General features: G+C 38.1%; 22 protein-coding genes, 1 pseudogene and 2 riboswitches. Of the genes and pseudogenes, 6 read left to right on the top strand and 17 right to left on the bottom strand.

From position 1 onward, the window contains the following. Positions 1-413: 413 nt before the first annotated feature. The 7 genes and pseudogenes from JNUCC25_RS02000 to JNUCC25_RS01970 all read right to left on the bottom strand — a co-directional run bounded on the left by JNUCC25_RS02000 (position 414) and on the right by JNUCC25_RS01970 (position 10,713). Positions 414-2,555 carry a PAS domain-containing sensor histidine kinase gene (locus JNUCC25_RS02000; protein WP_029324556.1) on the bottom strand — a complete coding sequence of 714 codons (2,142 nt, stop codon included), beginning with the start codon at positions 2,553-2,555 and terminating at the stop codon, positions 414-416. 332 nt (positions 2,556-2,887) lie between these two features. Then, entirely contained in the window at positions 2,888-4,240 is a 1,353-nt protein-coding gene (locus JNUCC25_RS01995; RefSeq protein WP_029324558.1) for an amino acid permease, read from the bottom strand. 159 nt (positions 4,241-4,399) lie between these two features. Continuing rightward, positions 4,400-4,480: riboswitch (glycine riboswitch) on the bottom strand. Positions 4,481-4,679: 199 nt separating this feature from the next. Beyond that, positions 4,680-6,030, bottom strand: a pseudogene (locus JNUCC25_RS01990) (FAD-binding oxidoreductase). Between the two features lie 340 nt (positions 6,031-6,370). After that, entirely contained in the window at positions 6,371-7,756 is a 1,386-nt protein-coding gene (gene rlmD / locus JNUCC25_RS01985) for a 23S rRNA (uracil(1939)-C(5))-methyltransferase RlmD (protein WP_029324560.1), read from the bottom strand. Between the two features lie 162 nt (positions 7,757-7,918). Continuing rightward, the gene (pdaA, locus tag JNUCC25_RS01980; protein WP_064471275.1) at positions 7,919-8,728 is read right to left on the bottom strand and encodes a delta-lactam-biosynthetic de-N-acetylase; all 810 of its coding nucleotides are present in this window, start codon (positions 8,726-8,728) and stop codon (positions 7,919-7,921) included. Positions 8,729-8,822: 94 nt separating this feature from the next. Continuing rightward, the gene (locus tag JNUCC25_RS01975; RefSeq protein ID WP_013055143.1) at positions 8,823-10,364 is read right to left on the bottom strand and encodes a fumarate hydratase; all 1,542 of its coding nucleotides are present in this window, start codon (positions 10,362-10,364) and stop codon (positions 8,823-8,825) included. A 163-nt stretch (positions 10,365-10,527) separates the two neighbouring features. Next, positions 10,528-10,713, bottom strand: a complete 186-nt coding sequence (locus tag JNUCC25_RS01970; RefSeq protein ID WP_013081532.1) for an SE1561 family protein — start codon at positions 10,711-10,713, stop codon at positions 10,528-10,530. A gap of 203 nt (positions 10,714-10,916) precedes the next feature. Between JNUCC25_RS01970 and yfkAB the strand changes: the two genes are divergently transcribed. Next, positions 10,917-12,035, top strand: coding sequence for a radical SAM/CxCxxxxC motif protein YfkAB (gene yfkAB, locus JNUCC25_RS01965; RefSeq protein WP_454222703.1), 1,119 nt, complete (start codon positions 10,917-10,919; stop codon positions 12,033-12,035). Between the two features lie 36 nt (positions 12,036-12,071). Here the strand turns inward: yfkAB and JNUCC25_RS01960 are convergent, their stop codons facing one another. Both JNUCC25_RS01960 and cax read right to left on the bottom strand, forming a co-directional pair. After that, on the bottom strand, positions 12,072-12,872 hold the full coding sequence (locus JNUCC25_RS01960) for a YfkD famly protein (RefSeq protein WP_013081530.1): 801 nt from the start codon (positions 12,870-12,872) through the stop codon (positions 12,072-12,074). Positions 12,873-13,013: 141 nt separating this feature from the next. Next, complete coding sequence (cax, locus tag JNUCC25_RS01955) at positions 13,014-14,069, bottom strand: calcium/proton exchanger (protein WP_013055139.1); 1,056 nt, start codon at positions 14,067-14,069, stop codon at positions 13,014-13,016. Positions 14,070-14,269: 200 nt separating this feature from the next. Between cax and JNUCC25_RS01950 the strand changes: the two genes are divergently transcribed. Continuing rightward, entirely contained in the window at positions 14,270-14,686 is a 417-nt protein-coding gene (locus JNUCC25_RS01950) for a pyridoxamine 5'-phosphate oxidase family protein (RefSeq protein ID WP_029324566.1), read from the top strand. 146 nt (positions 14,687-14,832) lie between these two features. Here JNUCC25_RS01950 and JNUCC25_RS01945 read toward each other — a convergent pair whose 3' ends face one another. From JNUCC25_RS01945 to JNUCC25_RS01935, 3 genes are all read right to left on the bottom strand, one after another. Next, positions 14,833-15,216 (bottom strand): OsmC family protein, encoded by a 384-nt coding sequence (locus JNUCC25_RS01945; RefSeq protein WP_029324570.1) that lies wholly within the window; start codon positions 15,214-15,216, stop codon positions 14,833-14,835. Positions 15,217-15,421: 205 nt separating this feature from the next. After that, on the bottom strand, positions 15,422-15,910 hold the full coding sequence (locus tag JNUCC25_RS01940) for a phenolic acid decarboxylase (protein ID WP_029324572.1): 489 nt from the start codon (positions 15,908-15,910) through the stop codon (positions 15,422-15,424). A 20-nt stretch (positions 15,911-15,930) separates the two neighbouring features. Beyond that, positions 15,931-16,092, bottom strand: a complete 162-nt coding sequence (locus JNUCC25_RS01935; RefSeq protein ID WP_157835281.1) for a DUF3237 domain-containing protein — start codon at positions 16,090-16,092, stop codon at positions 15,931-15,933. 193 nt (positions 16,093-16,285) lie between these two features. Between JNUCC25_RS01935 and JNUCC25_RS01930 the strand changes: the two genes are divergently transcribed. Beyond that, positions 16,286-17,470, top strand: coding sequence for an MFS transporter (locus JNUCC25_RS01930; protein WP_064471274.1), 1,185 nt, complete (start codon positions 16,286-16,288; stop codon positions 17,468-17,470). 15 nt (positions 17,471-17,485) lie between these two features. On the opposite strand, the gene JNUCC25_RS01925 is transcribed toward JNUCC25_RS01930, so the two are convergent. Together JNUCC25_RS01925 and JNUCC25_RS01920 are read right to left on the bottom strand one after the other, a co-directional pair. After that, entirely contained in the window at positions 17,486-18,409 is a 924-nt protein-coding gene (locus JNUCC25_RS01925; RefSeq protein ID WP_029324576.1) for a cation diffusion facilitator family transporter, read from the bottom strand. Positions 18,410-18,424: 15 nt separating this feature from the next. Continuing rightward, entirely contained in the window at positions 18,425-18,742 is a 318-nt protein-coding gene (locus JNUCC25_RS01920; protein WP_013055133.1) for an ArsR/SmtB family transcription factor, read from the bottom strand. A gap of 208 nt (positions 18,743-18,950) precedes the next feature. On the opposite strand from JNUCC25_RS01920, the gene JNUCC25_RS01915 reads away from it, so the two are divergent. Further along, positions 18,951-19,100 carry a BH0509 family protein gene (locus JNUCC25_RS01915; RefSeq protein WP_013055132.1) on the top strand — a complete coding sequence of 50 codons (150 nt, stop codon included), beginning with the start codon at positions 18,951-18,953 and terminating at the stop codon, positions 19,098-19,100. 224 nt (positions 19,101-19,324) lie between these two features. Continuing rightward, positions 19,325-21,244, top strand: coding sequence for a heavy metal translocating P-type ATPase (locus JNUCC25_RS01910; RefSeq protein WP_064471273.1), 1,920 nt, complete (start codon positions 19,325-19,327; stop codon positions 21,242-21,244). A 230-nt stretch (positions 21,245-21,474) separates the two neighbouring features. Here the strand turns inward: JNUCC25_RS01910 and JNUCC25_RS01905 are convergent, their stop codons facing one another. The 3 genes from JNUCC25_RS01905 to JNUCC25_RS01895 are packed head-to-tail and all read right to left on the bottom strand — an operon-like array spanning position 21,475 to position 23,180. Next, entirely contained in the window at positions 21,475-22,314 is an 840-nt protein-coding gene (locus JNUCC25_RS01905) for a YihY/virulence factor BrkB family protein (protein ID WP_013055130.1), read from the bottom strand. 14 nt (positions 22,315-22,328) lie between these two features. Continuing rightward, on the bottom strand, positions 22,329-22,667 hold the full coding sequence (locus JNUCC25_RS01900; RefSeq protein WP_013055129.1) for a hypothetical protein: 339 nt from the start codon (positions 22,665-22,667) through the stop codon (positions 22,329-22,331). A 39-nt stretch (positions 22,668-22,706) separates the two neighbouring features. After that, the gene (locus JNUCC25_RS01895) at positions 22,707-23,180 is read right to left on the bottom strand and encodes a low molecular weight protein-tyrosine-phosphatase (RefSeq protein ID WP_013055128.1); all 474 of its coding nucleotides are present in this window, start codon (positions 23,178-23,180) and stop codon (positions 22,707-22,709) included. 176 nt (positions 23,181-23,356) lie between these two features. On the opposite strand from JNUCC25_RS01895, the gene JNUCC25_RS01890 reads away from it, so the two are divergent. Beyond that, on the top strand, positions 23,357-23,584 hold the full coding sequence (locus tag JNUCC25_RS01890; RefSeq protein ID WP_013055127.1) for a DUF1128 domain-containing protein: 228 nt from the start codon (positions 23,357-23,359) through the stop codon (positions 23,582-23,584). Positions 23,585-23,766: 182 nt separating this feature from the next. Further along, positions 23,767-23,868, top strand: a riboswitch (purine riboswitch). Positions 23,869-23,913 lie beyond the last annotated feature (45 nt).

Below are 23,913 nucleotides of genomic sequence, written 5' to 3'. Positions count from 1 at the left end.
CATCTCTATCCAACGCTTGATCATCCCAACATCCTTTCTGTACAGTTTGTATCGGAAGGACGTTTTTATATTATGTAAAAATAATAACACGAAGATTTCAAGCGTATGATTTACGTTTTTTTAACACTCTACTATATCCACAAAGTTTACCCACAATTATGTGGATAATGTGTATAACTTTATTGAATATGCATATTACCGCTTTCATAACTTGAAATAACAGTGGGTAATTTTTATGTAAATTTTCTGATAAAATGTGAATAGTGTGGATAAAGTTGTGAATATCCTATATAATTCAGCAGTTAACTTCTTGTTAACCTGTGGATATCTTCTTTAGCACTTTCATTTATTTTAGTACCATCAACGCTTTTGATATATTATAAGTATAATAATAAAAAGTAGGGGAAGTTCCCCTACTTTTTTATGATTGGAAACAATATATCCACACTTGTTCCTTTATCTAACTGACTAGAAAACGTCATCTGCGCGTGGTGAGCTTTAATAATCCGATAGCTGACCATCAGTCCTAAACCTGTACCTTTTTCTTTTGTACTATAAAAAGGCTCACCTATCTTCGCTAACCGTTCAGGAGGAATACCCTGTCCTTCATCAGCAAGCTGCAGCCAAAGGTGGTTTTCTTTTACTTTAATCGTAATATGAATAGCTCCTCCTTCAGGCATTGCTTCGATAGAATTTTTAATAATATTAATAAATACTTGTTTTAACTGATTTTTATCTCCATACACCTTTGGTAACTGATCGTCTCTTTCAAATATGAAAGCTACTTCCTTTTCTACTGCTTCAGGTTCAAGAAGTGAGCACACTTCTTGAACAAGCGCTTGCATGTTCAAAGATTCAACCTTCATTACCTGAGGTTTTCCTAACATCAAAAATTCTTCTACGATTCCATTCATTCGTTCTAATTCAGTTTCCATGATATCTATATACAAAGCATCTTTAGGATGTTGTTCTTTTAATAAGTGAACAAAACCTTTTAAAGAAGTTAAAGGATTTTTGATTTCATGAGCCACTCCAGCTGCAAGTTCTCCTACCACGGCAAGCTTCTCAGAAGTTCTAAGCTTCTCTTCTGCCTTTTTACGCTCCGTAATATCTGTCGATACGCACAGCATTTGAATCACTTCCTGTTTTTCATTTATAATAGGAAGTTTTGCTGTTTCGACCCAGCGCCGGTTTCCTTTCGAATCTTTAAACTGTTCTTCTAATACCATCCCTTTTTGGGTACAGTTTGAAAACTCCCCTTTATATAAAAGATCTGATTGAAGGTTGAACTGATATTTATCAATCGATTGTCCAATTAAGTCATCAGATTTTTCACCTAAGAGCATCGCAAAAGATTCATTAACGAGAATGAATTCCCTTTTTTGATTGATAGCATAAATATAGCTTGGATTAATGTCAATAACTTGTCTTAAAAACGTTTTTTGTTCCTGCAGCTGATTTTCTTTTTGCTGTAAATTTGCTTTAGAATGGCGTATATAGCTAATCATTTCATTAAACTGTTTAGATAAAATACCGATTTCGCCCCGCTCAATTTCTCGTTCCGGAATTTTTTGATTAAAATTCCCGCGCGCTACTTGTCCCGCCAATTCATATAGTTTATGAATTGGATTCACAATTTGCCTTGCATATAACGCAGTAAAAAAAGAAAGCAGTAAAATCGTAACGCCTGAAACGATCCAAAGCGTTTTTTCAAACATTTCATAAGGCCTGTAAATTTCTTCAACGGGTAATTCAGCGACAATTCCCCAATCCAAAACAGGAATATATTCGAAAGACGCAAAGAAATACTTACCTTCGGTGTTCACAACCCGCTGATATCCTGATTTATGATTCATCGTTTTCTGAACGATTTCATTTTTCTTAGCATTTTCACCGATTCTCTGTTTCTCTGGGTGGGAAATAATTCTACCATTGCGGTCTACAATAAATGTATAGCCGTTCTCTCCTATATCAAACGTTTGAAAGATGGATTGAAAACTTTTATTTTCTTCAATTCGCAGCGCTAAATTTACAACCTTTTTTACATTTTGCTGCCCATCCAAAATAGGAATCGCCATCACCACAATGTAGTGCTTTGTATCTGCTGAAACGACATCGCTTAAATATATTTTTTTGGTTCGCAGCGCTTCTTGAAAATATTTTCTTTTACTTAAGTTCACATGTTTCATATTCTTTAAATCATTCGGGTAATAATGCTCAACATACCCTTTTACATTAAAAATGGTTCCGCTATCGATATACGGTGAAATATTAACTATTTTCTGCAATTCTTCGTCTATTTCTTGTTCATCATCCGATAAAAAAATAGGATCTTGCTGTACCTCGTCTCCCAGGCTCCAAATATCTTTAATGACGACGTTAATTTGCTCTTTCATTCTCTTGACGGTTTTATCAGTTACCTGTCGATATTGATTTTGAGAAATATTAGGCAGCATCACTCTTGAAACAATAAACATTAGCGTCAGTACGGTACAAATAAGAAGCACATTAATCGTGAAGATTTTCCAAAACGTATGAGATTTAAACCATTTCATGTTTGTTCACCTTAATCTAATGAAGTCTACCTCCATTGTACTGCAAAATGAAAACTTTTCCATATAAATGACGGAATTCCATCTTTAGACACAGAAGAAAAGCAATTTGTTCTACATTCCTATCAGAAAACTATGAGCTTTCTCACTGTGTTTTCTGTTAGAACAAATTTTTAGTTTTCTTCTATAAACTTTGCTTCCTGCATTTTATTCATGCAGTAGAAATCAATTATTTATCCTCCACTAAAAAGACCTCATCACGGAGTGATGAGGTCAGAAATTTACTATATTCTTTTATAAAAAATCATGTTTATTCCCTGCTGATTTTCTAGCCTTTAAAGATTTATTTTCTTTTTCCTTCTAGTCCAGTAAAAAATAAATAAGAGAATAAACCAAACGGGCGTCAACAATAAGGCTGGGCGCGTCGCGTCAGAAAACAGCATAATAAAAAGAATCACCGCAAACAAAGCTAGCACAACATAGTTTATAAATGGTGTTAACGGTGCTTTAAATGCTGATGCTGCATGCAGCTGCGGACGCGTCTTTTTATACCTTAGATGGCAAATAAGAATGATACTCCACACCCAAATAAAACAAATAGCGCTAATGGTCGTGACGATGCCGAAAGCTTGGTCTGGTATAAGTTTGCTTAAAAGAGCTCCCGCTGAGATGACCAGCGTAGATACAAACAATCCGTTGCTTGGTACGTGGTTTTTGTTCAGTTTTGCAAACTTAGATGGCCCTTGGTCATTTTTACTTAAATTATATAAGATACGGCTTGTTGAAAACATTCCGCTATTACAAGCAGAAGCGGCTGAAGTTAATACAACAAAATTAATAATTCCAGCAGCAAGCGGAATTCCGACTAAACTAAAGGTTTTAACAAATGGGCTTTCTGCTGCATTTAATTCCATCCACGGGTTAATAAATAAAAGGACAATAAGCGCCCCAACATAGAAAAATAAGATTCGCAGCGGAATTTTATTAATGGCCGATGGAATATTTTTTTGGGGATTTGATGTTTCTGCTGCCGATACCCCTACCAATTCAACCCCGACGTATGCGAATATAACCATTTGGAATGAAAGTAAGAAACCTGAAACCCCATTTGGAAACAGTCCTCCGTGATTCCAAATGTTTTGAACAGTAACGGATCCCGCGTCTGTTTTAAATCCCATTACCAGCAAAATAACGCCAATAATAATTAATGCAAGAATCGTAATAACCTTTATTAAAGCAAACCAAAACTCTAATTCTCCAAATAATTTTACGGTTAATAAATTAAGACCTAATAAAATGATTACACAAATAAGTGCGGGAATCCACTGAGGAATATTGAACCAATATTTCACATATACGCCAACTGCAATCACATCAGCCATAGCTGTCATAATCCAGCAAAACCAGTAGGTCCATCCCGTTACAAATGACGCCCACGGTCCAAGATACTCTTCAGCAATATCTGTTAACGATTGATAACCTGCTTTAGACAGCAGTAGTTCTCCTAGCGCTCTCATCACAAAGAAAAGCGCAATACCAACAATTAAATAAGCAAAGATGATAGAGGGACCTGCAAGCTGTATTGCTTTACCAGAACCTAAAAACAAGCCCGTACCAATGGTTCCCCCAATCGCGATTAGCTGAACATGACGATTGGATAAATCCCTCTTTAATTCTCGTTGTTCCAACTCTAACTCCTCCTAACAATAAAACCTTTGATGCGATCGTGCGGACTACAAATAAAGTCCAATAAAAAAAAGAGATTGGATGCGCTCCAATCTCATGGTCATAAGAATAACAAATATTAAGGTACATGCTACCAATTAGTAACATGCCAAATAAATATCCGGTACTCTTCTGTCCTTTTGCCTGAGATTGTGAACCCTTCGGCGTCGCGAAACTATCGCGATCTCTCCAGAAGCTGCTCCTGCTATAGTGTGATCCATAGCAATCATAGCTTTCTACGTATTAATTTTTTCAATCAATAGAATGACTGTCGAATAGTTGTTTATTCTAATACCAGTTAGATGCTTTGTCAACAGGAAAGATTACTTTCATTTATTTACCTTCTTCGACAGAAGGTAATTGAACAGTTTCAATCGTCAACTTAGTATCCTTTTCCTCGCGCTACCTGAGTCCTTGCGGGAACCTGAACACATTAAACGGATCATACTTTTTGTTCACTCTTTCTAATCTCTCTGCGTTGTCTCCAAAATACTCACGTTCGTAGTTTCTCAGGTTGCTGATAGGAAAATTCACATAGGAATCTACCGTAATACTTTTAATATATTCAAATCGCTTGCGAAGCCAATCTCTGTTTGCTCTTGCAAATACATCTTCTGTCCAGACAGACTGAAACCCCATAATATATCTGGCGTTTCTGTAGAAAAAAGCCGTTTCTCTTTTACCAACACGGCGAATTTCTCCTCCTAGTGCATAAAAAGAAATCGCATCATACACGGAACCTTCTGCCGGACGCTGTATGAGATCTGCAAGATTTTCAAGCTCACCACGTGAATAGCTTCTGTGCACAAATCTTCCCGTTGACTTAAATTTTTCAGATGGAGGATAGGTTGCTTCTATTTTTTTTACCGCTTCAAGAAAAGATAATGATTCCAGCTCTACTTGAAACCTTTCTACTTCTGCAAAAGGCTGCAAAATCTCCCGAGCTCTTTCTGGGGAGCCGTAAAAGAATCCGTTTGCAAATATGCCTAACCCTTCTCCTCCTGCATTATAAAATGCTTGCAACTAGCTTCATACGTTTGTCCAGTTTGGGCAGCCAGTTTTGCCATATATTCATCACTTGTGCCTGCTTCTCCTTTGTAGTACCTACATAAAAGAATCGAACGAGCGTCACAGAGCTGTTCGTGGGCTTTGGAAGCTGAAACGTCATGCTTACCACAACGCCAAAGTTACCGCCACCGGCACCGCGGCATGCCCAAAAAAGATCCGCGTTACACGATTTGTTTGCCTTAATGAGCCTTCCTTCATAATTGACTAATTCTAGCTCTATCAAGCTGTCGCACCCTAACCCGTAAAGTCTGCTCGAAAGTCCCCAGCCTCCACCAAGTGTAAAGCCAGATACCCCAACAGTCGGACACGTTCCTCCTGGAAACACATATCCGTTCGAACCGATGAAATCATACACTTCCGTATTTTCCTCTCCTGCTTTCATCTTTAAAATGTTCCGTTTCCTATCCAATTTCAACCCATTTAATCGACTAATATCAATGACTAATACACAGTCACCCGTAGAATACCCTTCATAATGATGACCGCCAGATCGAATGCGAATATCAACACGATGCTTGCGCGCCCAGCGGATCGCATTCACAACATCCTGCTTTTTTTCACAGTATACAATCACAAGCGGAAATTTATTAACAGCACGATTCCATCCCTGACGAGCTTCCTCATAAATTGGGTCTTTTGGCGTTACCACTTCGCCAGTAAGCCCTTTTAAAAACATTGAGTCCATTTTGACCTCTGCCACCTCTGTACATACTTTTTATTAGTTTTATTAATATAGTATTATCGATGTGGTTAAAGGTTTGGGTTTTGGGATAGAATTTGCGTTTATTATTTGTATAAAATACGTCATTATAGTTTGTTTTAAAAGCATTAATCCTCTTATGTAATTTCTCTTTAGCGATGTAAAACTTTCTAAATCTAGACTTTATGGGAATTTCGATTCACTATACTAAAATATTTTCTACTCTAAAAGAACAGATGTTTAATTTTAACAATTCCCCCATTAATAAAAGTACAGCTCAAAGAAAAAAGAGCAGAATCAAATCTGCCCTTTACTCTTTTTCTATTCATTTCTTTAACGTCAAACTTACCACATTCTCCACATGCGCCGTATGAGGGAACATATCAACAGGCTGAATGTAATCAACATGATAAGCCTTCGACAGCTGCTGCACATCTTTCGCTAATGTGGATGGATTACAAGAAACGTAAACCACTTTCTTTGACTTCACTTGTAAAATCGTTTTTAGAAGCTTGTCATCACAGCCTGTTCGCGGCGGGTCAACGACGATTACGTCTGGCTTCCAGCCTTCTTTTACCCACTTCGGCATCCACTTTTCAGCTGGACCCGTCACATATGTGGCATGCTCAAATCCATGATCTTTGGCATTTTTTCTCGCGTCTACAATCGATTCTTCAATCGTATCCATTCCGCGAATTTCTTTGGCATCTTTAGCAAGCCATAAGCCAATTGTACCTACTCCGCAGTAAGCATCTACAATTTTTTCATTGCCTGTTAGCGCAGCTGCTTTTTTTACTTCATCATATAGCTTCACTGTTTGAAGAGGATTCAACTGGAAAAATGCACGCGCTGAAAGTTCGAACGAGATATCTCCTAACGTTTCTTGAATCACCGACTTTCCAGCGAGTGTAAACGTTTCGTCTCCAAAAATAAGCGATGTTTTTTGGCCGTTTACGTTTTGTACGAGCGATTTCACTTCCGGTAGGCGGCGCTGAATTTCTTTAATCAGCAGCTCTCTTTTCGGAATTTCTTGTTTAGCCGTGATCAAGACAATTTGCACTTCACCCGTTTCAAATCCTACTCGAGATACGATGGTACGTACAATACCACGGCGTTTGCGTTCATTGTAGATAGGAATTTGAAGATCTTGTAAAATTCGTTTTATTTCTTTTGTCACGTGATTCGTGGCTCCATGCTGAATAGGACAGTTTTCAATGTCAATCAGTCGATGAGAATTCAGTCCATACAAACCAGCGATGACTTTTTGTTTATCTACACCTACTTGGAACTGTGATTTATTACGATAGCCCCAAGGATCTTCCATGCCAATTGTTTGGCGTGTTTTTTCCTCTACTTTTTTTAATGAACTGTGACGTTCGAACGCTTGCAGAACAATATCGCGCTTAGATTCTAGCTGACCTTCATAGGATAAGTGCTGAAGCTGACAGCCTCCGCACTGTTCATAAATAGGACAGGGCGCATCTACGCGATGAGGAGATTTTTTGCGAATTCGCTTGATTTTCCCTTCCGCAAACTTATGCTGGACATTTGTTGCTTCTACAACCACTTCTTCATTTGGTAATGCTCCTGGTACAAAGACGACTTGGCGCTTAAAATATCCTACGCCTTCTCCATTAATACCGAGTCTTTTTATCGTTAACGGAAACGTTTGTCCTTTTTGAACTTTCATTTCAGTTTTTGGTTTATTCATGAGACCAACTCCGATTAGTTTAAATTCTTTATATAGTTATTAACGGTCCTTAGCTGCTTAAAACCTATTAGACCGTATCGCTTTAAAAAAGACATCAACGCATATTATAACACTTCAACAGCAAAAAACCGACAGGAGAAACATTCCCGTCGGTTTTTATCTTTATTTCGTTTCAGAAGGACTTTTCTTCATTTGTTTGCGTTCGTTCATTAAATCATCAATACTTTTAAACGTATAGCCCTGCTTTTTTAAATCCACAATTGCTTGATCTAATGCATCTGCGTTATCCTTTGAAACGGTATGCAGAAGCATGATTGCACCTGGATGTATTTGAGCCATCATATTGTCGTATGAGTAGCGCCAGCCTTTTTGTTCATTCACTTTCCAGTCAACGAATGCAAGTGACCAAAATACATTCGTATAGCCCTCTTGCTTTGAAAGAGCTAGCGTTCGTTCACTAAATACACCTCTAGGTGAGCGAAGATACTTCATTTCATCACGACCAGTAATATTCTTGTATTCATCTTTTACTTTTTGTAATTCCTCTTTAAAACGTGCGTCATCCACTTGAGTTAAGTCAGGGTGATGCCATGAATGATTGCCGACAATATGCCCTTCTTTTACCATTCGCTTAATTAGCTTAGGCTCTTCTTTTAAATAGTGTCCTGTTACAAAGAACGTGGCAGGAACCTTTCTTTTTTTGAGCACGTCTAATACCTGCGGTGTATAACCATTTTCATAACCGTTGTCAAACGTTAAATAAATATTTTTTTTATTTGTATCTCCGAGGTAAAAAGCATCATACTTAGCAAGAATTTGTTCATAAGCTGTACCTGCGGATGCGGGCTTGTGATTTTTACTTTTTTGAAATCCCCAGCTGATCGGAGTGTTTGGATACATTTGTGCTTCAACAGATGCTATGCCTGTTGACATCCCGAATAAAAAAACGAGAAAAAAGGTGAACCGGCGCATAAGAAGCTCCTTTCGGAAGTCATTTTACGCTTAGTATCCACTCAATTTTCTCGTTCATGAACGTTACTTTTTACCATACGTTCCGGACGTATGTTTATTTAAATACCGGTTCTTTAAATTGCTCAAGCTTTTCAAATGAAGACTTGTCTACATCTGCATGCAAGCTGTTTCCGTGTGAATCCATCGTCACTACAGCTGTAAAGCCTTCTACTTTTAAATGCCACATTGCTTCAGGAATACCGAACTGCATCAAATCAACGCCTTCTACGCTCTTGATACAATCAGCATAGTACTGTGCAGCTCCGCCGATCGCATTTAAGTACACACCGCCATGCTCTTGAAGAGCAGCAAGCGTTTTAGGACCCATACCGCCTTTACCGATAACCGCGCGGATACCAAATTTCTTCATAATATCTCCTTGGTAAGGTTCTTCACGGATACTTGTTGTTGGTCCTGCAGCGGTTACGTGCCATTTTTCATCTTCATCTTTTAACATAACCGGACCACAGTGATAAATGATTTGTCCATTTAAATCAATTGGCGCATCGTGATCTGTTAAATGCTTATGAATAGCGTCGCGTCCTGTGTAGAGCATACCGTTGATGCGCACCACGTCGCCAACTTTTAATTCACGAATTTGCTCTTCTGTAATAGGTGCTTGTAATACAACTTCTTTTGTTTCATCCGCATTTTGTTTGTCTTCTGCGCCTGCATTTTTATTAAAATCTACTTCTTCGCCTTCTTGATACAGCCACTCTTGAACGCTTCCTGTATCGGCATTAATTTTAACGCCCAAACGACGGTAAGCCCAGCAGTTATACGCAACTGACACATAGAAGCTAGCAGGAATACGATTAATTACGCCGACTTTACAGCCAAGTAATGTCGTTTCTCCGCCAAAGCCCATTGTACCAATTCCTAACTTATTGGCATTTTCCATTACATACTCTTCTAATTCTTTCAGCTGAGAATTTGGATTTTCGTCATCTAAATTTCGGAACAGCTGCTCTTTTGCTAATTCATAGCCTGTTGTACGGTCGCCACCGATTCCAACACCAATGACGCCGGCACTACAGCCTTGACCTTGTGCTTGATACACAGAGTGCATCACACATTTACGAATGCCGTCTAAATCACGGCCAGCTCTACCTAAACCTTCTACTTCACAAGGCAGGCTGTACTGAATGTTTTTATTTTCACAGCCGCCGCCTTTTAAAATAAGACGCGCATCAATATAGTCATTTTCCCACTGTTCAAACTTAATAACCGGCGTGCCGCCGCCTAAATTATTACCGCTGTTTTCTCCCGTTAACGAATCTACGGAGTTAGGGCGAAGCTTTCCGTGCTTTGTTGCTTCTTCAATTGCCCAATAAATTGCTTCTTTAATTTGAAGCTGATTCACTCCTACAGGGGTTTTAATTTTAAATGTTGGCATACCCGTATCTTGACAAATTGGCGATAAATTATCATCCGCCATCTTAATATTATTGGTAATGGTCGCTAAAGACATTGCTGCACGCGTTCCTGCATTTTCACGCGCTTTTGCCTTTGCGATAGCACGTCGAACGTCTTTTGGCAATTTTGTAGATGTTTCAACAATTAAATCGTACATGCTTTGTTTTAAAGCTTCAATCATCACTTAATTCCTCCCATATCCCGCTAATGTATGTATTTATCTATCTGTCGTACAACTTTCAAAATTTATTATACTCCTTCAAAAATTGTTTCGAAAGACCTTTATAGGAGGATTTCCACTTCAAGCAAAAAAGCGCTAGTTTTTCTAGCGCTTTTTCCTTTGTTCATTCTTTATCTTTTTTAAACTGCTCACATTTTGCTTCTAGGTCATCAATCATTGTAATCAAACGGTCAATGTCTTCTAGATCTGTGTTTTCAGGCTCCATAGAGTCTAATACGTGTACAAACATATTTAAACGATCCTTTAAATAACGTACTTGTGAATCTTTATCTCGAACGGCGTTTCCCATTTTAAACCCTCCTGATATAGCTTTTCATTCGTATTTCTTTATATCCTAACGAATACTTTCATATTTGACAACTAAAAGCAATAAAATCCATAATAGTCACTGGTGTCCGTTTTGAATGAGACGTATAATTTAGTCTAGCAGGACGGACCGTGAGATGCTTTCATAACCATTTCACTTTACGGAAAAATAAAAGGAGTTTTTTTATGGCCACTTTACAACGAATTACCCCGGAGTTCGATCCGTGGGAAGCGTATTTAGATATGAAACAATACGGCAAACCGACGCTCACAAACGTTGAATTTACAACAACGACGCTTTGTAATATGCGATGTGAGCACTGCGCGGTTGGATATACACTGCAGCCAAAAGATCCAAACGCACTGCCGCTTGATTTAATTTTAAAACGCCTCGATGAAATTCCAACTCTTCGAGCGTTAAGCATTACGGGCGGAGAGCCTATGATGTCCCTATCTTCTGTGAAAAATTATGTGGTGCCTTTATTAAAGTATGCACATGAACGTGGTGTCCGTACACAGATTAATTCAAATTTAACATTAGACCTTGCTCGTTACGAACAAATCATTCCTTATTTAGATGTTTTACATATTTCTCACAACTGGGGAACGATGGACGACTTTGTTGAAGCTGGCTTTGCAATGATGGAGCGAAAGCCTACTTATGAGCAGCGCACCAAATATTTCGACCGTATGATTGAAAACAGCCGCGCGCTTGTAAAAGCAGGTGTAACCGTATCAGCTGAAACGATGTTAAATAAACGTACGCTTCCTCATATGGAAAAGATTCATCGTCAAATTGTTGATGAAATGCTTTGTCAGCGTCATGAAGTACACCCTATGTATCCAAGTGACTTTGCTAGCACTCTAGAAACATTATCTCTTCCTGAAATGCGTCAAGCTATTCATCACCTTCTTGATATTCGAGATGAAAATGTGTGGATGCTATTCGGCACGTTACCATTTTATGCATGCAGCAATAATGAGGAAGACTTAACGCTCTTACAGCGCTTATATAGCAGTAAAAATGTAACTGTTCGAAACGATCCAGACGGGCGCTCTCGCCTAAATGTAAATATTTTCGACGGAGATATTATCGTAACGGATTTTGGTGATACGCCTCCTCTTGGCAACATTCAAGATACAAAGCTTACAGACGCTTTTGATACGTGGCAGCAAAGCACAATTTCTAAAGAACTTAGCTGTCATTGTTCAGCAGTGTCTTGTTTGGGACCTAATATTTTGGTGAAAAACAGCTATTATCAAGATACTGATTTCAGCAAACTCCAAGCGAGCATTACAAAATAACAAAAAAGAGATTCCATCGTGGGAATCTCTTTTTTGTTATCTCGGCTGGTCATAAGCTCCAAAGCTTAAGGAAACATAATCTTGTACTGGAATCCATGCTCCAATTCCTTGAGACGTTACATTTCTCACAACAATTGAGCGCTTGCTGCCTTTTACTGTGACATACACTTCTCCATATGTTACTTTTCCCTTTTCACTTACAGCAGGCGTATACGCATACAGATAACCTACTTTTTTAGGAGCTACGTTATAGACCTGGTCTTTTTTCGTTCCGGCACCTACAAACGTTTGAAATGATAAAGTGAGCTTTGTTTTTTTAGCTGCTTCAATTAGCATCATTTGTTTAACATGATCAGGCTGAGGCACTTTTGCTGTTAATCCGCCTTTTACATGACTTTGATTTTCCTGACTGTACATCATTTTGTACTGAGTTTTTCCTGCTCTGTTATCATAATGATTTGTATTGATTCGCTGGTGCTGCCAGTTAACGTTTGTTTCTGTTGATTCGTAATTTAATGGCCACTGTCCTAAAAAGACGGTTGCTCTGAAACCAATTGCCCATGGAGTTTTAGAAATGTTTGATTCATTTAATATACGAATTAAATCAGGGTTTTCAATTTTTACATTTGATGTTTCAATGAGCTCTTTTGTAAACTCACTCGGCTGCAAATATGGCGTGTCTTGACTAGCATTTGGATAGGTATTTTCTTTTGAAATATTTAAAGCTGAAGAAGGCACGTTGATGGTAGGCTGAGCTGTTTTAGCAATGGCGATCTTCGTTGAACATGAAAATGAAATAATGATGGTAAACACAAATAAAAGCAATTTACGTAACATCTAGAAACTCCTTTCAACATCGTTAATGAATGCAACCATAGTTTTTTCAAACATCCCCTGTTTTATCCTGAATACCGAAAGGGAAATTCTTCTATTCAATCACACAAAAAGAAACGTCCACATAAAGTGAACGTTTCTTTTTTAAATAAGATAAAAACCAATTCCCATAATAATATAAGCACCTAAAAGAGTTGCGCCTTCAAACCAGTTTGTATCTCCGTCATTAGAAATCGCAATGGTTAAAAATACAGCTGTTACCATCGCAATCAACTCAGGCCAAGTAAAAACAAGAGACATTTGGTTTTCGAACATTAGCGAAACAAGTACTAATATCGGTGCTACAAACATCGCTACTTGTAAAGTTGATCCAACAGCAATTTCAACAGCTACACCCATGCGATTTTTAACGGCCATAATAATAGCGGAAGCATGCTCTGCCGCGTTCCCAACAATCGCTACAATGATGACCCCTATGAACAGCTCACTCCAGCCAAAGCTTTCCGATACAATTTCGATTGTGCTAACCAAGCTTTCGGATACGTAAGCTACAGCTAACGTAGACAAAAAGAGAACAGTAATCGCTTTCCACATTGACCACTCTGGCTCCTCATGTTCTTCCACTTCTTCACTTTTATGCTGATACACGCCTCGATGCGTTACCAGCTTAAAAAATAACGCCGCTAAGTACAAGATGATGAGAATAATGGAGATTCCGACACTCAGGGACATGGTCTTCGCTTCGTTCATTTCGCTAGCAAACACTTCAGGAATAACAAACGCAACGATAACGGCAAAGATCAATAATCCAGAATTATGTCTTGCATCATAGACATTAAATTCTTGACGCTTAAATTTTAATCCCCCGATGAAGAATGAAAGACCGCCTACAAGAAGAAGATTTCCTAATACAGAACCGGTTAACGATGCAAGCACCACCGCTGTAAGGCCTTCTTTCAGAGCAAAAATAGAAATAATTAATTCTACAGCGTTACCAAACGTAGCGTTTAATAGACCTCCTATTCGAGGACCAGCTACAACAGCTAAGCTCTCTGTTGCTCTCCCCATAAAAGCTGCGAGGGCAATGATTGTTAAACAGTAAATAATAAACATAAGAACATCTGACCAGTGCATCATGTGCCCAATAACAGATAGCGGCACCCCAAGAATAACCGCTATAAGAAAAATCCGATTGATCATCGATATGTACACCTACCTTATTCATTTTTTGACAACAAAATCAATCATATCAAATTAATGGAATTTGTATAGACTCACCGTCAATGTTAGTATTTTTAACCTATTTTTATAAATGATAAACCCTTAATTGATTTTTGATTAAGATAGTTAAAAATCAGCCAAACTACCAAGGGTAAAAAGATATAATAAGGAGTGAAAAAATGAGCAATAATGATGTGAAAAATCAAATTTTATCCGTACTGGATGACTATACAATTGGAACGTTAGCTACAATTCAAGATGGAAAACCTTATTCACGCTTTATGATGTTTTTTCATGAAGATCTTGTGCTCTACACCGCCACCAATAAAGATACCCATAAAGTCGAAGAACTAGAAAAAAACTCTTACGTTCATATTTTGTTAGGCTATGATGGGCAAGGTTGGAGTGATCCGTATGTAGAGGTAGAAGCCAAAGTAAATGTAGAAACAAACGAAGAGTTAAAAAAGAAATTTTGGAATAAAAAGTTAAAAGAGTGGATTAAAAGTCCAGATGATCCAAATTATTTGCTTCTTCAGTTGACTCCTGAACGCATGCGCTATTTTGATAAAGCCGGAAGCAAACCGAAGGAAATATGAGATTGAGACGTAGCTAAGTCCATTCCATCTAAAGACGAACAAATGGGAACAAGGAGCTGAACCGCTTGTAACAACACCATAAAAAATCCGAACGAGTTTGATTCATCGTTCGGATCTTCTTCAACTAAAATACTTTTGCCCCAACCTCATTTAATTTCGAAGGTTTCTGTCACTTCTATACTGTCAATAACCGACTGTAGCATCGAACAATTTTTTCGTGCTAGCTCAATTGATTTTTCAATTTTGTCTAATGGCAGGTCTTCTCCTGTGATGATATAGTGCAAATGAATTTTCTCGATTCGCCCCGATTTTTCATCATTTCGTGTCACATCAGCTTGGATGCGTAAATCGGAAAAAGCAATTCTTTTTTTCTCTAGAATTTTTCTTAACACGCCTCCGCTGCAAACAGCAATGGACGATGTCATTAGCTGATACGGACGAAAGCCATACTCTTCATCTCCAGCGATATGTAGCTCTCCATAAGGAAGATTTGTTGTAAATCCCGCCTCTTTTTTCATGTTAAATTCCATTTTTTTCACTCCTTTACTTTATTATAAACCGCTTTTTATATAACTCACTACTCTCAATATGGATACTTGTTACACTGCTGTTTATTTCCGGGCACCATCACAATAAAAAAATCCGAACGAATTTGATTCTTCATCAAGAATCAAATTCGTTCGGATCTACCTTCAACTAAAATAATTTTGTCTCAGCCTCTTTTATGGCTTCATGTTAAATTAGTTTTCCAGCGCGAATATCATTCGTCATTCCTTCATAAGGGGCTTGAGCTACAACTTCCTCATTGTTTTCTCCGACATTTTTGATAAATGTAATGTCAGCAAATTCCGGAACCACATATTTCGGGTACGTTTCATATTTCTCACGAGACTCATACATTAAATCGAGATGATCATTTTGATAGCACACGGTAATTTCAGGATGTTCATGTACCCATTTTGGGAAGAAAATAATGCCGTGCATCCGTTTTTCATCAGGCATAAAGTTCAAAGATACATCTGTTCCAGTCGGTTCAGTCCACGATACTTTATATACACCTTCTGTTAACTTCACGATATCTACTTTTTGGTCACGAACCCATCGTCCTGCCACCATTCCGCTATGAATACGGTAATCGATTGTATTTTCGTTTTTGATATAAATTTCATATTCCCATCCGTTTTCGTATGTGTAAATCATATGATTCCCAATAAAATTTTCCATTTTTATATCGCTCCTTTGATTTATAACACTTCGTATATGTCTGACACAACGCGATCTAAATGTCTCACAGCAGTGCCTAGAAAAAAGCAGTTGTGTAAGCGTTTATATTTTGCACTTCCTGTATGACCAATGACACTCGTTGTACCGACATTGATTGTGAATGTCGCTATTTTCTTAAGCACTGTTTGTATCCTAGCGATCGCCTTTTTGTTGTAAATTAAAACATGTAACTATTTACATGTTTTATTCTACTTTCCTTATAAAAAGATGTCAAATTAACAGCACAGCACGTCTACATCCTTGTCAATAAAGCGTTTTCCTTGTACGATGAAACAGTTAGATTGACAAAATATAGATAAAAAGAGGTTGAATGCTATGAGTGCTACTCATAAACAACGTTTCTGGATTTTAGTTAGCCTTGTCGCCATTTCTGGATTCAGCCAAGGTATGCTGCTGCCTTTAATTGCTATTATTTTTGAGAAAGACGGTCTTTCTTCTACTATAAATGGATTAAACGCAACTGGATTGTACCTAGGCATTTTATTTATTTCTCCTTTCATGGAAGCCCCGCTTCGCAGATACGGATATAAACCAATTATCGCAGCAGGCGGACTTTTAGTTATTGTATCTTTAGCTTTGTTTCCCCTGTGGAAATCTGTTGTTTTTTGGTTTGTGCTCCGTTTATTTATTGGAATAGGAGATCACGCGCTGCACTTTGGTACTCAAACGTGGATTACATCGTCTTCACCTGCTGATAAACGAGGTCGAAACATTTCATTGTACGGGCTTTTTTTCGGTATTGGTTTTGCTGTTGGCCCTTTAATGACGCCGTTAATTGAAATTAATCAAGCGCTTCCTTTTATGATTTCTTCAGCTCTCTGCCTCATAACGTGGGTGTTTTTATTTTTGATAAAAAATGAATTTCCCTTACAGGAAGTGGAGGTTAATTCATTAAAAGAAACGGCTAAGCGATTTTCTAAGGCCGCTAAGTATGCTTGGATTGCTTTTTTGCCGCCTTTTGGATATGGATTTTTAGAATCATCACTGAACGGAAGCTTTCCTGTATATGGCTTACGAATTGGTTTACAAGTAGAGTTTATTTCACTGCTGCTGACTTCCTTTGCAGTTGGAGCTATTGTATTTCAGCTTCCTCTGGGAATACTGAGCGATAAATTTGGACGGAAATTGGTATTAGGATGGATTTTATCAATTGGAGCCGTTACGTTTTTTACAGCAAGCCTCTTGGAAGAGACCGCTATTCCATTAGTAGCCTGTTTATTTATAGCTGGGATGGTTGTAGGCTCGACGTTCAGTTTAGGAATCAGCTATATGACGGATTTGATTCCTGCTCGTCTACTGCCTACAGGTAATTTACTATGCGGCATTGCTTTTAGTATCGGAAGCCTTGCCGGCCCTTACATAGGCGGCACGTTTATTCAGTTCTTTCACCATATCAGCTTTTTTAATATTATTAGCGGGATGCTTGGCTTTATTTTTATTATTCTTTTTGTATTCGGACAAAAGATGCCTAGGCAACAAAAAACAAGCGAGAACCTATAGGTTCTCGCTTGTTTTTTAAACTTTTAGCGTTCGATGCTGAAGAGCTGATTTTTCAATTTGTATCGTTGTATGCTCAATGCCGCAGTGATCATGTACTAAATCGATGGCTTTTTGCAAAATTTGCTGACTATCTTTTTCATCTTCTACGCGCATATGACAGCTCAATGAGTCCAGTCCTGAAGTAATCGTCCAAATGTGTAAATCATGCACATCTTTGACTCCTTCAATGTTTTCAAGAAGGTTTTTTATTTCACTGTGATCTACCCCTTCAGGAGAGCCTTCCATCAAAATATGAACGCTGTGGGCAAGCACGCCCCAAGCGCTTTTTAAAATTAATACAGACACAACTACAGAAATAATAGGATCAGCAATATACCATCCAAACAGCATCATAAGAAATCCCGCTACAATAGCTCCAATAGATCCTAAAGCATCTCCCAGTACGTGTAAGTAAGCGCTGCGTAAATTTACATTTCCTTTTACATCGCCTTGTCTCATAAGTGACCAGGCGCTGATTAAATTAGCGAGTAAACCAACGGTAGCAATCAGCATCATGCTGCCGCTTGCTACAGACTGCGGCTCTAATACGCGCTGATAGGCTTCATAGATGATAAATCCTGCTATTACAAACAGTGCCACTCCGTTAAAAAGAGCCGCTAATATTTCAAAACGATAATAACCGTACGTTTTTTTAGCCGATGCAGCTCGGTTAGCAAACCATATCGCTACAAGGCTAAGAGCAAGTGAGCTTGTATCAGAAAGCATGTGTCCGCTATCGGATAATAACGCTAAACTATTTGTAAAAAGCCCTCCAACAAACTCAAGAACCATAATACCCGCTGTGATAATGAGTGCAATTAACAGACCTTTTTTGTTGCCTTCACGCTGTGTATCAAAATGGTGATGGTGACCATGATGGTGGTGATGATCATGACTCATGCAAAGCCCCTCCTTTTACTCGTTATGTGCGCATTCTACGTGCTGAATTACTTGATGCAGTATTCCGACCACGTGTTCATCATCATACGTATAGAAATACGTATTCCCTTCACGGCGATATTTTACTAAACGTAAATGACGCAAGTGAGTCAGCTGATGTGAAATAGCTGATTGTGAAACACCAAGCACTTCAACCATATGACCGACTGAACACTCTTCTTGAAATAGTAAATAAAGAATTTTCATTCTCGTAGGATCTGAAATAGCTTTTAGTATTCTTGACGCTTCTTCTACTATTTGAGGCGATAAAAACGAATGTTCATCTTTTTTCATAACATCTCTCCGTTCATTATATGCAAGTATATGAGCATATGTTCATATATAAATTATAAAACACCTTTTTCTATATAGTCAATTATTTACGTCTTTCTAAATTTTTTTGCCTATTTTTAAAAAAAATCCACACAAAATACTTTTTCTGTTATATAATACAATTAAATATAATAAACTGTATTAAAACAGATGGAGAGGAGAATAATAAATGAGCAGACAAGAACGCAAAAACATGATTACATTTATTGAAACAATGAAGGGGATTGACCGTGAAACCTTAATGTACATGACGGATGCCGATATCGAGCACATTTACACTTCCGCTTATAAATATTATGAAGAACATTTAGATATGTAGTACGTTTTTTACAGAATGCAGACGTCCAGCTGCATTCTGTTTTTATTTTTTAGGCGTTAGTCGTTACCTCCTTGCTTGTTCCGTGCTATACTATACTAAATATCCCAATTTAAAAGAGAAGAACTGAAAAAATGTGCTGCTATCGCTGAGATGGCAGCTTTCGTGTTTTTTTAGGGGTAATGATTGTGATTATTCTTCTCAATTATCGTTCAAGGAGGATTTGTATGGAAAATGCGTTATCTAAAAAACAAGAACAAACGCCTCAAACATCTTCTGCTGTCAACGTATTAAAAACACATGGTGAACTCATTGCTGCACTGTTAAGCGGCGTGCTGATTTTAGCCGGCTGGCTGCTGTCAAAACAGCAGGATACTGCTGTATCTATTACGCTCTTTGTATTAGCTTACGTGATAGGCGGATTTGCTAAAGCAAAAGAAGGTATTGAAGAAACGATTGAAAATAAAGAATTGAATGTCGAAATGTTAATGATTATTGCAGCCATTGGAGCGGCTGTAATTGGCTACTGGACAGAAGGTGCTATGCTTATTTTCATTTTTGCATTAAGCGGTGCATTAGAAACGTACACCATGAATAAAAGCAACCGAGAAATTAGCGCCTTGATGAATTTACAGCCGCAAGAAGCAACGCGTCTGATTGGAGATCAAGAAGAAATTGTATCCATTTCGGATTTACAAATCGGTGACTTGCTGCTAGTTAAGCCGGGTGAACGAGTGCCATCCGATGGTATTGTTGTCTCAGGTCAAACAACGATTGATCAGGCTGCTATTACAGGGGAATCTGTTCCTGTACTAAAACAGCTCGATGATGAAGTATTCGCGGGCACGGTGAATGTGAAAGGCGCCATTACCATTAAAATGACAAAGCCAAGTGCTGAGACGCTGTTTCAAAAGATCATTCAACTTGTTCAAACGGCTCAAAGTGAAAAGTCGCCTTCTCAATTGTTTATTGAACGATTTGAAGGCACATACGTAAAAATTGTTCTATCGGTTGTGGCAGTTATGCTATTTCTCCCACACTATGTGCTTGGATGGAGCTGGACCGAGACATTTTACCGTGCAATGATTCTCTTAGTTGTAGCGTCTCCTTGCGCTCTGGTTGCATCTATCACCCCTGCTTCGCTGTCTGCTATTTCAAACGGAGCAAAAAAAGGAATTTTGTTCAAAGGCGGCGTGCATTTGGAAAGGTTAAGCCATTTAAGCGCAATTGCTTTTGATAAAACAGGAACGTTAACAAAAGGAAAGCCAGAAGTAACAAATGTCATTGTCCGTTCTGATATGAACGAACAGGAATTTCTTGTTAAAATCGCATCAATTGAACGTCAGTCCAATCATCCGCTTGCTCAATCCATTGTTGAATTTGTGAAAAATAAGCAGGAATTGACGCTCGTTCAGCCAGATTCGCTTGAAGACGTTCCCGGATATGGTGTCATTGGGTCTCTTCAAGGAGATACGTGGAAGATAGGAAAAGCAGATTTTGTAGGTAAAGAAGATGCAGCTGAATTTGAAAATGGGATTTCATCTACGCTTGCCAGTGAAGGAAAAACGATTGTGTACGCAAAAGACCAGCATGGTATTGTGGGATTGCTTGCGCTAAAAGACGTTGTACGAACAGAAGCTGTAGACGCTGTTAAATCTCTTAAAGAGCAGGGCATTCATACCGTCATGATTACAGGAGACAGCGAAAAAACAGCCGAAGCCATTTCAAAAGAATGTGCAGTCGATGAATACATTGCAGAATGTTTGCCTGAAGCGAAAGTAGATAAAATTAAAGCGTTAAAAGAAAAATTCCCTACCGTTTCAATGGTGGGAGATGGCATTAACGATGCACCTGCTCTGGCTACTGCTAACGTTGGAGTAGCCATGGGAGAAGGAACGGATGTGGCACTTGAAACAGCGGATATCGTTTTAATGAAAAATGATCTATCAAAAATTTCGGATGCAGTAGCTCTTTCCAGACGGATGAACTCAATTGTGAAACAAAACGTTATTTTTTCTATTGCCGTCATCTTTTTATTAATTTGTTCGAATTTTTTCCAAGTGCTTGATATGCCATTTGGTGTTATAGGTCACGAAGGCAGCACCATTTTAGTTATCTTAAACGGCCTTCGCTTGCTAAAATCTTAACGCAAAAAAGCCTAACGTATTTGTTAGGCTTTTTATTATGAAAATCAATGCCTTAATGGTAACCGTTTTGTCCATTTTGGCTGTTGCTTGTTTTATGCTTCGGCTGGCTCTTTTTATTCTGCTTTGTATTGCTTCCGTCTTTTTTTGTATGCTTTGTCATGATGTAAAACCTCCCTTTCACTTTGTTAGTATGCTCATTATCTTGCGAATGATTTCATCCCAATTTGTGACTATGAAGATTTGACTCGACGGTCGTAGAAAATAGCGTTAATTTCTCCTCCAATAACGATAATCATCCCCGATAGGTACAGCCAAATAAGCAGGATAATAATTCCACCCAAGCTTCCATATGTAGCTGTATAGTTATTGAAATGATTTACGTAATAAGCAAATAGCATCGATACCACTGTCCAGCCGACCGTAGCAAAAGCCGCTCCTTTTACAACATTTCGAATCAGCAGCTTTTTATTAGGAGCAAAGTAATATAACCCCGTAAAAACAGTAAACAAAATGAGGCCGCTGATAATCCAGCGGGAAGCAGACCATAAAGCGAGAAAAGTTTCTGAAAACCCAAACGTAGACGATAAATAAAGGCCAATCATATGACCGAAAACAGGAAGTAAAAGCGCTACAATAATAACAAATATCATCGCAAAAGTAAGGAGAACTGCCATACCTCTCGCCACTAAAAAAGGCCGATTTTCTTGTACGTGATACGCTCGGTTAAATGCTCTTACGATCGCATTAATTCCATTTGAAGCAGACCACATCGTGGCAATGATACCAAAGGACAATAGCTTTTCATTATGAGAACCAATGATATGGGAAACGTTGCTTTCAATCATGTGCAGCGTTTGCTGTGGCGCTACATTTTCGACCAAGTCAAGCAGGTCTGTTGATTCCAATGGCAAAAATCCAATCAGCGTAATTAAGAAAATTAAAAAAGGAAATAGCGAGAGCAGCAGATAATAAGCCAATTCAGCTGATAAACTGGGCAGCTCATCTCGATGAATGCGGCCCATCAGTTCTTTGCCAAACCTTACGATGTTATTCATGTACATTCCAGCCATATGTGCCTCCTTATTTATTTTTGTTCATCACCATACTTCTCCACAAATGCTTCTTTTGTATCGTTTACAATTTCCATCACCTGAGGCGTTGTTTCTTTTAACTTTTCTACTTTTCCTGCTACAAATGATACATCTTCAGAAACTTGCTCGATGGTCGTACGGATGGTTTCATATTTCTCTTTGACAGTATCCGTTACAAGTTCAGGGTGCTGAATAAGAGTTGTTGTTTTGTCTTTCAGTTTTTTACTTCCTTGAATGACGGAGCTTCTTGTTTCTTTATCAAATAAAGAAACAGCTCCTCCTATAATTGCTCCAATGACAATACCTTCTACTAGCTTATTTCGTTTACCCATTTGTCGTTTCTCCTCCGTTTTTTATTTTTTAAGTATCGCTTATTCCGAGAAATGCTTCTCTATAATTTCGTCTAAAAGAGCCTTGCATCCTTCTTGAACTAAGTCATATACTTCGTCAAAATTTCCCGTGAAATAAGGATCAGGCACATCTTCAATATGTAAATCGGGCACAAAATCCAAAAGCCTTGCAATATAACCTGTTTTAGTATGTCCAGCCATCCTTCTCAGGTTTCCTACATTTTCGACATCCATTCCAATAATATAATGGAATTTAGCTACATCCTCTTGAATCACTTGTCTTGCTGTTTGCCCTTTAAAATCAATGTTGTTTTTCGTTAAAATAGATTGCGTCCCTTCATGAGGAGGATTGCCTTTGTGCCAGCCTCCTGTGCCTGCAGAATCTACGTGAATTTGTCCTTCTAGCCCTTTTTTCTTCACCATATCTTTAAAGACCGCTTCTGCCATGGGTGAACGACAAATATTTCCCAAACAAACGAATAATACGTTAATCATAGTCTCGACTCCTTTCCCTTATTACAAACATTATATACAATCATTTTCAAACTAAAAAATAGTTTTCTTTTATTTATATCGTTTCCACTCTTCTTTGGATAAGAACCTGACATAAAAGTGTTCACACGATAAAAACATGTTACAATAAAAAAAACGCAACTGGAAGGATGAACAAAGTGGATTTATCAGTAAAATCTCCAGAAAATATTAAACATATGGTCGATAGCATTAGTGAAAAACTGCGCATGCTAAATATCGGAGCAATTAAAGCTGAAGCTTTTGACGAAGAAATGTATGAAGACTTAAAGTACTTATACGATATGGTAATGAGAAAAGATTCTTTTAGCCCAAGTGAAATGCAAGCAATCGCGGAAGAATTAGGTACACTGCGTAAACAAGCTTAATGACAACTCCGTCAATGACTAATAGCCATTGACGGTTTTTTCTACATTTTTTTCTATACATGAATGCTGCACCTTTTAGCGAGCAAAGAAGAGTTAAATCGTTTACATACACATAGATGAAATATTCCCAAAAATCTTTCTTTTTTATTAGGAATTGACGTTTTTATTATTTGTCTATAGAATGTATCGAAATACCTAAAGCTCGTATAGTCTTGGAAATAGGGTCCAAGAGTTTCTACCGAACTACCGTAAATAGTTGGACTACGAGGGTTGAACATCATTCATACTGCATTTTTATTCTTCTTTATGTTCTCCCTTACATAGTCCTT

The organism is Priestia sp. JNUCC 25, assembly GCF_053667915.1.
This window is presented reverse-complemented; position numbering and strand designations above follow the sequence as displayed.